Origin of the sequence: Anabaena sp. FACHB-1391, assembly GCF_014696755.1 — a bacterium.
Taxonomy (GTDB): Bacteria; Cyanobacteriota; Cyanobacteriia; order Cyanobacteriales; family Nostocaceae; genus Dolichospermum; species Dolichospermum planctonicum.
Map to the genome: position 1 here is coordinate 105,637 of NZ_JACJQS010000007.1, position 14,259 is coordinate 119,895.

11 protein-coding genes are annotated in these 14,259 nt (G+C 37.8%); 3 read left to right on the top strand and 8 right to left on the bottom strand.

Annotated features, from left to right (window positions below):
• The first annotated feature begins 444 nt into the window (after positions 1-444).
• Positions 445-654 (top strand): hypothetical protein, encoded by a 210-nt coding sequence (locus H6F62_RS05310; RefSeq protein WP_190371506.1) that lies wholly within the window; start codon positions 445-447, stop codon positions 652-654.
• Positions 655-736: 82 nt separating this feature from the next.
• The gene (locus H6F62_RS05315) at positions 737-1,783 is read left to right on the top strand and encodes a radical SAM protein (RefSeq protein WP_190371507.1); all 1,047 of its coding nucleotides are present in this window, start codon (positions 737-739) and stop codon (positions 1,781-1,783) included.
• Positions 1,784-1,965: 182 nt separating this feature from the next.
• Here H6F62_RS05315 and H6F62_RS05320 read toward each other — a convergent pair whose 3' ends face one another.
• From H6F62_RS05320 to H6F62_RS05355, 8 genes are all read right to left on the bottom strand, one after another.
• On the bottom strand, positions 1,966-2,703 hold the full coding sequence (locus tag H6F62_RS05320; protein WP_190371508.1) for a peptidylprolyl isomerase: 738 nt from the start codon (positions 2,701-2,703) through the stop codon (positions 1,966-1,968).
• A 122-nt stretch (positions 2,704-2,825) separates the two neighbouring features.
• Positions 2,826-3,068, bottom strand: a complete 243-nt coding sequence (locus H6F62_RS05325; RefSeq protein ID WP_137906284.1) for a hypothetical protein — start codon at positions 3,066-3,068, stop codon at positions 2,826-2,828.
• A gap of 242 nt (positions 3,069-3,310) precedes the next feature.
• A complete protein-coding gene (locus H6F62_RS05330; protein ID WP_190371509.1) occupies positions 3,311-4,813 on the bottom strand; it encodes an HlyD family efflux transporter periplasmic adaptor subunit in 1,503 nt (500 codons plus the stop codon).
• 104 nt (positions 4,814-4,917) lie between these two features.
• Positions 4,918-7,650: a peptidase domain-containing ABC transporter gene (locus tag H6F62_RS05335; protein WP_190371510.1), complete on the bottom strand. Its 2,733-nt coding sequence runs from the start codon at positions 7,648-7,650 to the stop codon at positions 4,918-4,920.
• Positions 7,550-8,314 (bottom strand): helix-turn-helix domain-containing protein, encoded by a 765-nt coding sequence (locus H6F62_RS05340; RefSeq protein ID WP_242025907.1) that lies wholly within the window; start codon positions 8,312-8,314, stop codon positions 7,550-7,552. Before H6F62_RS05340 ends, H6F62_RS05335 begins: the two co-directional genes overlap by 101 nt.
• Before the next feature lie 210 nt (positions 8,315-8,524).
• Positions 8,525-9,742, bottom strand: a complete 1,218-nt coding sequence (locus tag H6F62_RS05345; RefSeq protein ID WP_190371511.1) for a M20 family metallopeptidase — start codon at positions 9,740-9,742, stop codon at positions 8,525-8,527.
• A 79-nt stretch (positions 9,743-9,821) separates the two neighbouring features.
• The gene (bioD, locus tag H6F62_RS05350) at positions 9,822-10,511 is read right to left on the bottom strand and encodes a dethiobiotin synthase (RefSeq protein ID WP_236097040.1); all 690 of its coding nucleotides are present in this window, start codon (positions 10,509-10,511) and stop codon (positions 9,822-9,824) included.
• A 134-nt stretch (positions 10,512-10,645) separates the two neighbouring features.
• Positions 10,646-12,340, bottom strand: a complete 1,695-nt coding sequence (locus tag H6F62_RS05355; RefSeq protein WP_137906288.1) for a serine/threonine-protein kinase — start codon at positions 12,338-12,340, stop codon at positions 10,646-10,648.
• Between the two features lie 511 nt (positions 12,341-12,851).
• On the opposite strand from H6F62_RS05355, the gene H6F62_RS05360 reads away from it, so the two are divergent.
• On the top strand, positions 12,852-13,868 hold the full coding sequence (locus tag H6F62_RS05360) for a ribose-phosphate pyrophosphokinase (RefSeq protein ID WP_137906289.1): 1,017 nt from the start codon (positions 12,852-12,854) through the stop codon (positions 13,866-13,868).
• Positions 13,869-14,259 lie beyond the last annotated feature (391 nt).

Genomic DNA, 14,259 nt, shown 5'->3' on the forward strand with positions numbered 1-14,259 from the left:
TAACCCACCATCTGATTAAGTAGTTATGTTAAATAAATTACATATTTTATATAATTTGTGCTTATAAGAGCTAATACATATATCTAAATTATTAAATAAGTTAGAGATTTGTTTATATTTAATTTAATAGGCAAAAGTGACAAAATTCCTACAGTAGTGCAACAATTATGTCCCTTTTTTTAGCTATTTTTAATCCGTAATTGTCTATTTTTTAGTAATGTTTTCAACTTAAAAGTCCAAATTTACGGATTTTTGTGCGTAAAATGCTGTTATCATCAAGCTATTGAAGGTGACAAAACTAAAACAATTATGTCACTTTTATTTTGTCTAAATCTCTAGACAGAGGTTTTTATTTTGAATAGGATGTAGTCGGGAAATGAAAAAAGTACAACATTTCCTGTTTTCTAGATTTTTTGACTTTTTAAAACCAAGGAGAATACGAAGATGGCTAATATTCAAATCTTTGAAATTAATGAAGATGGAGAATTACTAGTAAATGATCCAGCATTAGCAGGGGCGCTTCAAGAGTTAACGCCTGAAGAACTTAACATGATAACTGGTGGTAGAGGTGTTAACATCGGTAAATGTGACTCTGGTTCTAGCGGTCTTAACATCGGTAATTGTACTACAAAAAGGGTAATAATAATAGCATAAAACCCAAGGCATTTGTTGGGTTACGCTGTTGCTTAACCCAACCTAAAATAAATTGCAAAGTGCTGTATAAGGAATTTGTCAAATGACAACAATAGAAACTGTAAAACAAGCTAACTTGGTGCGTGCGGGATTAATATCTGATAAAGCTTTTGAATTAATTATTTTACCAACAGAACAATGTAACTTTCGTTGTATTTATTGCTATGAAGATTTTTCTATAGGGAGAATGAAACCTGAAGTAATTTCCGGTATCAAAGCTCTTTTAGACAAACGATCTTCAAAGTTGAATTTTTTAAACCTATCCTGGTTTGGTGGTGAACCCCTGGTTGCTAAGGATATTGTTTTAGAAATCTCTGAATATGCTACATCTTTAGCAGCGAAAAATTCTCATTTGCATTATTCAGGATCTATGACAACCAATGGTTATTTACTAGATATTAATACTGCTTCTGCTTTAGCTAATGTAGGGGTTACACATTACCAAATTTCCCTTGATGGACCAAAGGAAATTCATGATCAGAGCCGGATTCGGGCAGATGGTAAAAGTACATTTGAGCGAATTTGGAATAATTTACTAGCAATACGGGATAGTTCATTACCAGTTTCTATCTTGTTACGTCTTCATTTTAATCCAGATACATTTAACTTTTTTGATCCTTTGTTGGAAGATATTAAAAGAGAATTTTTACCTGATTCCAGGTTCTCTATGTTCTTTAAAAGTATTGAGCATCTTGGTGGACCTAATGATAGTTCAATCAAAATTTTTTCAGAAGCTGAGAAGGAAGCAGCTAATAAAATACTTCAATCTAAATTATTTGGTGATGATTTAAAATCACCACAGGATGGTAGTCCAACAGCGGAATATGTTTGTTATGCTGCACGTCCTAACTCTTTAGTTATTCGTGCTAACGGAAAAGTTAATAAATGTACAGTAGCGCTTACAGATGAACGTAATGACGTTGGTACTTTACAGCCAGATGGTCAGCTTAAACTTATACCAGGGCGTTTTGCTCCTTGGGTTCGTGGAATTGAAACCCTTGATTTTGAAACATTAGGTTGTCCTTTAGTTTCATTACCCAGTAGCGATGAAATTAGTGCTAATTTATCAAGAAAGTCTGTTGCTGTGTAAAAAAGGATTTTTTTCTCGTTCCCTCGTTCCCAGTCTCCGACTGGGAATGCTACCTAGAGGCTCTGCCTCCGTGACTTAGTATCAATGAAGGCAGAGCCTTCCGTAATTCATTCCCATACAGAGTATGGGAACGAGAAATACAGAGTATGGGAACGAGAACATTTTTCATTTTTGTGATTAAATCACTCGAAATTCACATTAATCTCTGTTTGATTAACTTGTTTTTTGATCCAACTTAATAGTAAATCGCTAACAATTTGCTGACGCAATGTATCATTCAATTCCGGCTGAATAATCTCCTCAACAAAAATTAAATGTACCCCTTTAGAAGTAATTATCGGTTTAATTACCTGTGGGGGTTTCGCACCAAAGACAGCAGCAGATATTTCTGGCTTTAAATCCCGACGATTTAATACTCCTAAATATCCTCCCTGACGACGTAATTCTACATCTTGAATATATTGGTGAGCTACATCATAAAAACTCATTTCTCCTTCTTTGACTGCATAAAAAAGTTCTATTGCTAGATCCTCATCATTAAATACAACTTCATACATAACCACACCAGCATAATTTAGCTGATTTTCAAAGAAGAAAGGTTCGATTTGATCAGAAAATAAATGTTTGCTTAACTTAGCACTAACTACACCAGTATAGACTATATCTTCAAAATCATCTATAGATAAACTATGTTTTTCTAACCATTTCCAAGTGTCATTAGCACTGGTCATGTCATTATTTAATCGCAGAAAATCCGCTGCTTTTTGTAATTCTTCAACTTCTACTTTTATCCCTGCTTCTTCCGCAGCATTTATAATCACTTTTCGGCTGATAATTTGCTCAACTAACTCAGGTATTTTACAGGATAATTTAATTTGTTGTAAAATATCTGATTGGGTAATGGTGATGCTTTCTGACATAATTTGCTCCTTAAATACATAAATTGTACCCCACCCTAACCCTCCCTTTATTAAGGGGAGGGGACTGAATTAATTGTTTTTCCCCTTCTTGTTCCCATACAGAGTATTGGAACAGGAGATAATCAAGCTACATTTTTTACCGAGATAATACCCTCACTACACCAATGCGCTAATAACCATTGGTCAGAATCCTTGTCTAGTGATGGTTTGAGACGGAAAGCAAAAAATTCTTCCCATTCCTCTATACCGTGTCGTAAGACAAATTGTTTCTCAACTTCCTTGAATTTTTCCCAGTTACGTTCCGCTATCGCAGTCAACATTGGGATTAATTCAGTAATTGATATGGAAAGTGTTGCTTCACTCATCTGGGTATCCCTCAAAAATACAAATTATTGGCAAAATTTCTGCTTGAGTGTCAATGACTTCGACTAATCTCAGGCCTCTTTTTTTTCCTATCTTTTTGCAGCGTTCCTCAGACGCGGTTGGTAGCCAGTACCTTGACTCATTTACAGGGTCAAACTTTCCTTGGGAACGTTTGATTTTATCGTCCATCAGTAATAATACCTCATTTTGTTTTTCGTGTTATTAACTAACTACTATGAATTTTCTACAATTTTACTCCTCCTTGTTGCAATTTTTTAAAGGGGTCAAGTAGAAAATCAATAATTCGTCGCTGACGGACAATTACCTCAGCGGTTGCTGTATCCCCTGGACGCAAAGGAATACATTTATTAGCAGTGGGAATACAACTTTTTTTGAGAGAAATTTCTAAGTTATAAGCGGCTACTTTGCCATTAGCTGTATCTATCTCTATCGTATTAGGAGAAATTTTAATTAACTCTCCTGAGATAATACCATAATCCTGAAACGGATAAGCATCAAATTTGAGCTTTACTGGTAATCCTAACCGCAAAAAACCACTATCTGTAGTTGCCATTTGCGCTCGAATTATTAAGGGTGAATTATCTTGAGCAATTTCGGCCACCATTGTCCCTATTTGCACAACTGAGCCGGGTTTTTGAATTGGTAGTTGAAATAATATACCATTGACAGAAGCTTTAATTTCTCGCTGTCCTAACTGAAATTTTAAGGCATCAATTTGGCGTTTAGTTTGAGAAATATCTGATTTGAGGGAACTAATATCTGTATCTAAACTTTTCTGCTGTTCGGCAATTTTTAACACTGCTGACTGACCAGAAAGGGTTAAAGTTTGATAGCTTCTTTGCTGTTCTCCCAGTCGCAATTTGGCCTGTTCAATATCGGCATGAGATTGGCGCAAATTTCGCTCATAACTGCTTTGTTGTTCTGCTAAACGTAACTTAGCTTGTTGAATATCTGATTGGCTTTGTGCATATAATTTTTGCTTTTCCTTAGCGATATCTTGCTTTTCTACTAAATTAATTTCTGGAATTACTCCCTGTTGTCTGAGTTGACTATAGCGTTTTACTTCTCGCTGACTACTTAATAAACTACTCTCTGCTAATTGATTAGTAGTTTGACTATTAGTTAGGGTTTGTCGCGCTTGATTAAGTTGAGATAATCTTTCTTCTTTCTGAAATTGATAGGCATTTTTTAGGGTATTAATATTCTGTTGTGCTTGCTCAATTTGTGCTTGTTTTTCTAATTGTTGAGATTGATTTTGTTGTTGTTGGGTTGCTAAGGAGACAATTAACTGATTTTTGGAGGATTTTAACTGAGAAAGTCGGTTTAATTGTCCTTCCAATTTATCTTGAACTTGACGTAATTCTGATTTGACTAATGCCGATTCTAATAATAATAGAGTTTGTCCGGCTTTGACTGTTTCACCTTCTTTAACTTGAATTTCGGCAACTGTTCCCCCTACAGCCGCATCTAATTTCACGGTTTTATCTTTAGGTTCAATACGTCCTCTTCCTGTACCTGTTTCATCTACTTTAGATAGCAAAGACCAAGGTAAAACTATGGAGACAATTAAGACTAAAAGATATAATAGTCCTCGCGTCCAAACCTGGGGTAAACTATCAAGTGATTCTTTGGTAATTTCCGACCAATCTTCATTGGTAATTTCTGGTAATTCTGGTGATAAATTATCATCAGATTTTGTGATATTCCCATTTAATGTACTTGTCATGATGCACCTTTTTCTTAGTATGAATTTATTGTAGGTTGGGTTAAAGAAACCCAACTATAATCATTATTAAATCATTGTTGGGTTTCGCTATGGCTCAACCCAACCTACGTTAATGTTTGTAATTGCTGTTGATTTAGATAGAAATAATGTCCTTTTTTAGCCATTAATTCTTCATGAGTACCACTTTCAATTAACACACCTCTATCTAGTACCAAAATTAAATCAGCATTTCGCACGGTGGAAAGACGATGGGCAATTATTAAAGTAGTTTTTCCTTTGAGAATTGTGTTAAAATTCTGTTGAATTATTCTTTCTGATTCGGTATCTAGGTGAGAAGTTGCCTCATCTAAAACCAATAATTTGGGATTACCTAATAATGCTCTAGCAATGGCTATTCTCTGTCTTTGTCCACCAGATAATAAACCTCCACCTTCACCAATTTGGCTTTCATAACCCATGGGTAATTTTTTGATAAATTCATCAGCACCAGCCATTTTTGCTGCTGCAATTACTTCTGATAAAGGTATTCCTGGATGTCCTAAACTGATATTTTCTCGAATTGTCCCACCAAATAAAAATGTGTCCTGGTCAACTACACCAATTTGTTGTCGAAAAGAACGCAAGGAAAGACTGGTAATATCTTGTCCGTCAATTAAAACTTTACCGTCTGTGGGGGGATATAAGCCGATAACTAATTTAGAAATGGTGGTTTTTCCTGAGCCACTGCGTCCCACTAAGGCTACCATTTGTCCGGGTTTGATTTCAAAATTGAGGTTTTCTAATATATTAATATCGCTTTCTGGATGATAGCGAAATGTGACGTTTTCAAAGCGAATATGCCCCTGAATTGGTGGTAAATTCTGCCGTGATTGATTTTGTAAATCTTCTTCTGGTTCTGTGTCTAAAACATCGTTAATTCTTTCTACTGCAATCACAACTTCCTGCAATTCATTCCAGAGGACAATTAACCGTTGGAAGGGATTAATAATATTTCCCAGCAGCATATTAAATGCTACTAGTTGTCCCACAGTTAACTGATTATGAATTACTAAATATGCCCCAAACCATAATAAAGCTGTGGTAGCTATTGCTTCAATTGTGTTACTAAAAATTTGTAAACGATTGCCGATAACTTGCCCGGAAAAGTTGGTTTTTATCTCTTTATTTAATAACTCTTCCCAATGCCATCTTACTGTTTGTTCTACTGCTGTGGCTTTGACTGTTCGCACACCAGTTAAAGCTTCTATTAAGTAACTACTTTCTTGGTTAACTGCATTAAATATTTCTCTGGAAATCCTTTGTAAAAAGGGTGTGGCAATTAAGGCTAATAAGGCAAAGGGTGGGACAATTATTAAAGCTAATAATGCCATTTTCCAACTGTACCAAAACATCAAGCCTACATAGATAAAGACGGTGAATAAATCTAGGAGAATTGATAATGCTTCACCCGATAAAAAGCGTTGAATTTTGCGGTTTTCCTGCACACGAGAAATAATATCACCCACATAACGAGTCTCGAAGAAGCTCAGGGGTAAACGCAAGGTATGACGAATAAAACCGACAATTAATGCTAAGTCTATGCGATTTGCTGTATGATCTAAAAGATATTGCCTTAAACCGGTCATGGCTACCCGAAAAAGGCTAAAAATTAACAATCCTATTCCTACTGTTGTCAGGGTCAGTTCTGACCGTTGCACCACTACCCGATCTAAAATTAATTGGGTAAATAGGGGGGTAATTAAGCCAAATATCTGGATAAATATGGAAGCGATAAATACTTCCAACATGACTAAGGAATGGGGTTTTATTAACTCGAAAAACTGCCAAAAAGGTGTAGATGTCTCTTTCGTTTCTTTGAGCATTGCTGTCGGTTGTAACAACAATGTATAACCAGTCCAGTCGCGGTTAAATTCCTTATGGGTGAGGGTACGTTGACCAATAGCGGGGTCGGCCACAATTACATATTTAGGGGTAATTTCGTAGACAACTATGTAATGTTTGCCTTCCCAGTGAACAATGGCGGGTAATTTTTGCTTTGCTAACTGCTTTAAACTAGCTTTGACGGGTCTAGTCGCAAAACCTAGACTTTCTGCTGCTGTTAATAACCCTCGTAAGGATGCACCATTGCGGTCTACATTGGCAATATCACGGAGACGATTTACACTAAAACGTTTCCCCCAATACCGGGATACCATGACTAAACAAGCTGCTCCACAGTCAGAACCACTCTGTTGAGCAAAGAATGGATAGCGTCCTGTCACTCTTTGCCATAAATGCCCCACCCGTTGTCTGGGACTGGGAAAATAAGCTTTATTAATTTTTGATTCTTTTGATTGTGAGGTGAAATAGGGGGTTGAATCTGAATTTGAATTGTCGTTCTCTGGTGGGTTTGGTTTGAGCGGTGTATAATCTGCTTGTATAATCTGCGTTTCTGGGGAGTATGCTTTCTGCCATAAATGTTCTCGAATTTGGGGATACTTGGCTATTAAGGGCAATAGTAACTTTTCTGGCAAGAAACATAACTGTAAATTTGCTGAAGCTCTGGCTGCATAAGGTGCAAATTGAGATTGGGGAAATAAGGTAAATTCACCAAAGGATGCTCCAGGTTCTAGGGTAGTAATTAATTCGTCGTTATCATCTAGTAGTCTGACTTTGCCTGTAATGATAATGTAAATACCCGGTTCAACATTCTTTCCTGTCCAGAATTTGCCGACTTTAGGGTTGATAGGTTGAAGTTCAGGAAGATAGTGATAAAATTCTTCTGCGGTCAGTGAATACCCCAAGGTATTGTTGATTTGTTCCAGAGATACTAATTGAGCGGAGATATTGTGCGCCATAAATGTCTGAATCTTTTACTGCTTTGTGAAAATTAATAAGTATAATTTCGGAGGAATCGGCGGTATTTGCTTTTTTAAGGTCAGCAATGGCTATTTTGGGTTCTGCGGCTGATTTTGGGCTATTTTGTTGATTATGGCTGGATTTTGTCCGAGTAGATAAGCCCATTTGTTTGAAAATTCGCTTAAAATGGCGATCGCTGACTTTAAAGCCAAATTCTTGGTAGAGATGTTTATGTAAGCGATTTAATGTCCAGTGTTGAGAAATATAACCATAATCACGAGGATTACTGTATAATAATTCTTTTAAACGTCGTAAATACTCATCACTAACTGATTTAGGGCGACCAATCCGACTATCTTGCCATTGATGCGCCATTCCCTGACGAGCTATGTGTATCCAATGTCTAGCAGTTGCGGGACAACACCCCAAAATTTGACAAATTTCTGCTTGAGTTATCCCTTCGTCCGCTAGTAACATAATTTGAATCCGTTGACGCTGGGATTGAGAGCAGTTTTCTTGTAATGATTTTAACAGCATCTGCCGTTGAAAATCTGATAAAAAGCTACCTAAAGAATTGTCTCCCAGTCTATTACTACTTGTACCACTTGTCCATTGATATTGCATAAATGGTTCAAAATTGTCAAAATAAAAGCCAGCAGCCATCTTATCTCTTTTAAAATGAGACTTTTTTGTATTTTAAGGTAACAAGTGAATTATAATACTAGCAATTTATAAAATATTTACATATTTACACTATTCTCGTTCCCAGTCGGAGACTGGGAATGGTATTCTTTTGGCTCTGCTTCCAGAACTTAGTATGAATTAGGACTTACGTAAAATATCTAGAGAAACCTTCTTTTCTTCTGGGAGTTTTCAAGCAAAAAACTTTTCTACACAACGCACAAACATTTCCACACCTATAGGTAAAGCGGTTTCATCAAAATCAAATCGGGGATGATGATGAGGATAATCTAATTTTTTCTCTGCATTTGCAGAACCCAGAAAAAAGTAACAACCAGGAACTTCTTGTAAGAAAAATGACATATCTTCCCCGCCCATGGTTTGACATTCACTGAATACACCAATGGGGATTTCTATCACTTCCTGGGCTACTGAACGCACTAATGCAGCTATGTCTGCATCATTGATCACAGGTGGATAAAGATGGATATAATCTAAGTCATAATTTGCACCGTGACTTTGACAAATTCCTGCAATAATTTTTTCTATGCGTTCTTTAAAAAAACCTGCTAAATCAGGATTAAAATACCTCACGGTTCCGCCCATTTTTGCGGTATCAGCAATTACATTAACTGCCGTCCCTGCGTGGAGTTCTCCTACTGTCACAACTGCCGAATCAAGGGGGTTAATATTACGGGAGACAATGGTTTGTAAAGCACTGACTATTTGCGCCGCTACCACTAAAGAATCTACGGTTTGATGGGGAATTGCTCCATGTCCACCTTTACCGAAAATGGTACAGCGGAATAATTCCACAGCGGCCATTAATGCCCCAGGGCGGACTCCCACCGTCCCTAAAGGCAGATTATTCCATAAGTGTAAACCGATGATAGCATCAACGTTAGGGTTATTCAGTACACCCGCTGCTATCATGGGTTTTGCTCCACCTGGACCTTCTTCTGCGGGTTGGAAGATAATTTTTACAGTTCCGTTCAATTCTTGACGGTGCTGATGGAGATAATAGGCTGTACCGAGAGCGATCGCTGTATGTCCATCATGTCCACAAGCGTGCATTATCCCATCCCGTTGAGAACAATAGGGAACTTCATTGAGTTCTTGAATAGGTAAAGCATCCATATCAGCCCGAATTGCTAATACTTTACCATGGGTAGATTTTTCCCCTTTAATAATAGCCACAATTCCCGTTTGAGCAATTCCCACTTGATGTTCAATTCCCCAATTTTGCAACTTTTGGGAAATAAATTCAGCGGTGATTTTTTCCTGAAAACCTAATTCTGGTTTTTGGTGAATTTGTCGTCTCCACTCGACTAATTGCGGTTGTAAAGCCCGAATTTCTAACCGCACATTTTTGAGATTTACTGTTGAAGCCAGAGGAAATGTAGAAACCATATTATTACCTAAAAGCTAAAACTTGAAAATTTAATATCCCCAACTTCTTTAAGAAGTCGGGTATTTCTTTGTTGAGAAATTATTGAGGATTGGCATATAATGTTTCCCAATCCAAACCAGCAGCAATTTCCGCAAGTTTTTCTAAATCTTGGGGATTTTCGACATAGGGAACACAACCTAAAACTGGTATATTTGTCAATGATTGAATTAACCTGACTGGAGTTAAATCAGCAATTTCTTCCTCCTGTCGCGGTTGGATACAATTAAGAACAATACCACGGAGGGCGATTTTAGTTTGTCTAGCTAATGCTACATTAGCAACGGCATTTGCGATCGCTCCCAATCTCACAGGTACAACCAAAATTGTCGGTAATCGCCATTCTCCTGCTAAATCAGCTACTGTTAACTCATCAGTAACCGGTGAACCTAAACCCCCCAAAGATTCAATCAATACCAGATCACGTTGTTTTTGTAAAGCTAACAAAGTTCGCCAAACTATGGCCAAATCAACTTGGCGATTTTCCTTAGCAGCGGCTATAGGTGGGGCTAAAGGTGCTTGAAAATACAAAGGTGTAATTTCTGCTGGCGACTGTTCAAGACTAAACAGAGTTTGATACAGTTCCCTATCTCCCATACCCGATTGAATTGGCTTCATAATCCCCAAACTGCGCTGAGGATAATATTTTTGCCAATAAGCGGCTAAAGCCGTTGTGACAACAGTTTTACCCGCTTCTGTATCAGTTCCCGTAATCAGTAAAGTTTTCAACAATGTTTTTTGCTAGAAATGATGACTTAATGCGTAAAAAAGTAGGCTGAAAACCCTGTCATTGCGTAGGGGTAATTCATGAATTACCCCTACTTGCTGTTTTGGGTCAGTTCTGAGGTTCTTTTCATAATTTAGCGTTAATTAGTCCCATTAAATTCTGATGTGGGGGTTTCTATTGGGGTGGGGGTTTCTATTGGGGTGGGGGTTTCTATTGGGGTGGGGGTTTCTATTGGGGTGGGGCTTTCCGTCGGGGTGGAGGTTTGCGTCGGGGTGGGGGTTTCTATTGGGGTGGGGGTTTGCGTCGGGGTGGAGGTTTGCGTCGGGGTAGGGGTTTCCAGAGGCTTTGGTGGTTCTAAAGCCACGTTTAAGCTATAACTAGCCTGGGACTCTTCACTAGATAAACCCAATTGAATAATATATCTGCCACTATCAGGCAATATTCCCTCATGGGAAGTAGATTGTTGATATTGAGTATTAATTATTTCACCATTAGGATTAAAAATCCTCATGACAATACCACTATCTTTATTTACAGATACAGTTAATTTTTCCCCAGCTTTAGCCTCCAAAGTATATTGAATTAAATCATTTTTCCTGATAATTCCCTCCAATTCTGCCGTATTAGACTTGTCTAATTTGAGACGTTGGCGAATAATAACAGGTTCACTATTGGTATCTGTAGATCTAGGGCTTGGTGTTAATTTGTTACCACTGGGAATAACGGGTGAAGGAAAGGATTGTGGCGTTGTTGTAATTTCCGGCGCAGAACGAGGCTGTTTTTTAAGTGAATTTACAAATGTCCAAGAACCAAATCCCGCTAAAATAATCACAATAAAACCAATTACTCCCAACACCAAAGGATGATCTAAAATAGACGCACTTTGACTAGAAGCCGAAATTTCTGGCTGTTTAGGTATTTTTGATCTCGGTTCAGGACGATTACCGACAGCGATAGTTCGTAGGTAAGATAGATTATTAGGGGCGGGTACGTTCCCATGGTCTACATTTAGCAGTGCTTGAGTAACATCAGTAGCACTTTGATAACGGTCTCCCGGCTTATGAGACAACATTCGCTGGAGAATCTCAGCAAATCCTGGTGTCACATTCACCCATATTTGCCAATTCCATCTCAGTTGTTGTTCATCAAATAAATCCCCTGGTTCTTTCCCAGTCAACAAAACTATGGCCGTCACAGCCAACGCATATAAATCACTACTAGGATATACCCTACCCGTTTGCATTTGCTCACTAGGCGCGTAACCTAATTTTCCCACAGTTGTCACCGAACTAGGGCTGGAAGACTGTAATTTAGTAGCTAATTCCTTGACTACGCCAAAGTCAATTAATACAGGTAAAGAATCGCTTTCCCGTAAAATAACGTTCTCTGGAGAGATGTCACGATGAATAATTCCTTGACCGTGAATGTAGCTGAGAACAGGCAACAAAAAGCGTAGTAAATGTAATACTTCTACCTCTGTAAAAGCTGTCCCAAGCTTTTGGCGTTCGTTCAATAAATGGCGGTAAGTTTTACCAACTACGAAATCTTGCACCAAAAACAATCTTTCATTTTGGGCAAATTTCTCTCGAAACTTGGGAACTTGTGGATGCTGTATTTGATACAATATAGCAGCCTCGCGCTCAAATAACTCTTGTTCCTTTCCACCAGCAGATGTTCCCATAACTGGAGCAATTAACTCTTTGAGGACACAAAGCTCACTAAAGCGCCTTTGGTCTTCTGCTAGATAGGTTCTACCAAATCCCCCTTGTCCAATAATATGGATAATGTGGTAACGATTTTGGAGAATAGTACCAACTGTAATCGGTGATTGCATGGTCTATTAATTGAATATAATAGCTACTGACTTAGAATTTAGCCAAAATATCATCCATCCACAATAGGACTTCAAGTGTCTCAATTGTGGCTTTTTGTAAATTTCCTCAGCTAACCTGCCTAAAAGAAAGTGTATACTAGAAATGAGTCTTGCATTATTCTATTCTTGTATTCTGCCTTTAGTCAGGATGCGTCCAACATAGTAGCAGCTATAATTGGGGGTGACAAAATCAACCATTATAGCAGCAACAGTCAAAATGGCTGTTTAATCCTTAAATGATATGGTTTTTCGGCGACCAGCTAATTTTGCTAGGTTTTTCTGATTTATAACATAAATATTTAATCTTCAATTTACTAGTTCATTAATTGGTAACAAGTATCATAAAATAATTGTTTGCACATTCGTTGCTTTTAATGATAGCTGTTGTACCACCCTAGAGCTAACGTGAAGATCACTATTATTTGTTTGTTTACTCCATTTCAGTTAAATTTGCTCAATCTCTAATGATACTATGAATGTACTTCGAGAATCTGCTGTGCTGAGTTCTGCAACTTTACCAGTCCAACCAATGACAACCGGACTACCCGACAATAATCGCTTGCGATTGTTTTCTGGTTCTGCTAACATGGCATTATCCCAAGAAGTGGCTCGTTACCTGGGAATGGACTTGGGTCCGATGATTCGCAAAAGATTTGCGGACGGAGAACTGTATGTTCAAATCCAAGAATCAATTCGCGGTTGTGATGTCTATTTAATTCAGCCATGTTGTCAACCCGTTAATGACCATTTAATGGAATTACTAATTATGATAGATGCCTGTCGTCGAGCTTCTGCACGACAGATAACAGCAGTAATTCCCTATTATGGTTATGCTCGCGCTGACAGAAAAACCGCCGGAAGAGAATCAATCACTGCTAAGTTAGTCGCTAACTTGATCACAGAGGCTGGTACTAATCGAGTTCTGGCTATGGATTTACACGCAGCGCAAATACAGGGTTATTTCGATATCCCCTTTGATCATGTCTATGGTTCACCAGTAATTCTGGATTATCTCATTAGCAAAGAACTACAGGATATTGTTGTTGTTTCCCCGGACGTGGGTGGAGTAGCACGGGCCAGAGCATTTGCCAAAAAGTTAAATGATGCACCACTGGCAATTATTGACAAACGCCGTCAGGCTCATAATGTCGCCGAAGTATTAAATATTATTGGTGATGTTAAAGGTAAAACCGCTATATTAGTAGATGACATGATTGATACTGGTGGTACGATTACTGAAGGAGCTAAGTTACTGCGTCAAGAAGGAGCAAGTCAGGTATATGCCTGTGCTACTCATGCTGTGTTTTCTCCACCAGCAATTGAGAGGTTATCCAGTGGGGTATTTGAGGAAGTCATAGTCACTAACACTATTCCCATTCCTGAAAACAACCGCTTCCCCCAATTAGTTACGCTTTCAGTCGCTAATCTACTTGGAGAAGCAATTTGGCGCATTCACGAAGATACCTCACTCAGTAGTTTATTCCGTTAATCAACAAATAAATATAAATATCAATTTATGAAGGATGAAACGGTTCGTTCTTCATTTTTTGTATCTCGCTAGTATTTCTAATATAGCAGTGCTTTGGTTAAATGTTACGTTACGGAAATAGGTTCAGATTGGGTGGTTGGTTTATGCAATCCTAGGTTAAACATGATGTATTTATTGCTGCTATTGCTGATGTGGATATTACTGTGATAATTAGTAGGCGATCGCGGGCTGGAAGTATTGATATTCAAGATGCTATAATGGTATACCAGCAGTTAAAAAATGATCTCCAATCTGAATATTATTAGCTTTTGGCTTACTGTTGATTAACCCTCACGACCACTCTTCAAGCTAAACCATGGTCTTGATATTTATTATCAAAATAATAATATTT

Coding starts and splice junctions, on each gene's coding strand:
- H6F62_RS05315 (WP_190371507.1), top strand. CDS start 737: ATGACAACAATAGAAACTGTAAAACAAGCTAACTTGGTGCGTGCGGGA.
- H6F62_RS05360 (WP_137906289.1), top strand. CDS start 12,852: ATGAATGTACTTCGAGAATCTGCTGTGCTGAGTTCTGCAACTTTACCA.
- H6F62_RS05330 (WP_190371509.1), bottom strand. CDS start 4,813: ATGACAAGTACATTAAATGGGAATATCACAAAATCTGATGATAATTTA.
- H6F62_RS05355 (WP_137906288.1), bottom strand. CDS start 12,340: ATGCAATCACCGATTACAGTTGGTACTATTCTCCAAAATCGTTACCAC.
- H6F62_RS05310 (WP_190371506.1), top strand. CDS start 445: ATGGCTAATATTCAAATCTTTGAAATTAATGAAGATGGAGAATTACTA.
- H6F62_RS05340 (WP_242025907.1), bottom strand. CDS start 8,314: ATGGCTGCTGGCTTTTATTTTGACAATTTTGAACCATTTATGCAATAT.
- H6F62_RS05320 (WP_190371508.1), bottom strand. CDS start 2,703: ATGTCAGAAAGCATCACCATTACCCAATCAGATATTTTACAACAAATT.
- H6F62_RS05325 (WP_137906284.1), bottom strand. CDS start 3,068: ATGAGTGAAGCAACACTTTCCATATCAATTACTGAATTAATCCCAATG.
- H6F62_RS05335 (WP_190371510.1), bottom strand. CDS start 7,650: ATGGCGCACAATATCTCCGCTCAATTAGTATCTCTGGAACAAATCAAC.
- H6F62_RS05345 (WP_190371511.1), bottom strand. CDS start 9,742: ATGGTTTCTACATTTCCTCTGGCTTCAACAGTAAATCTCAAAAATGTG.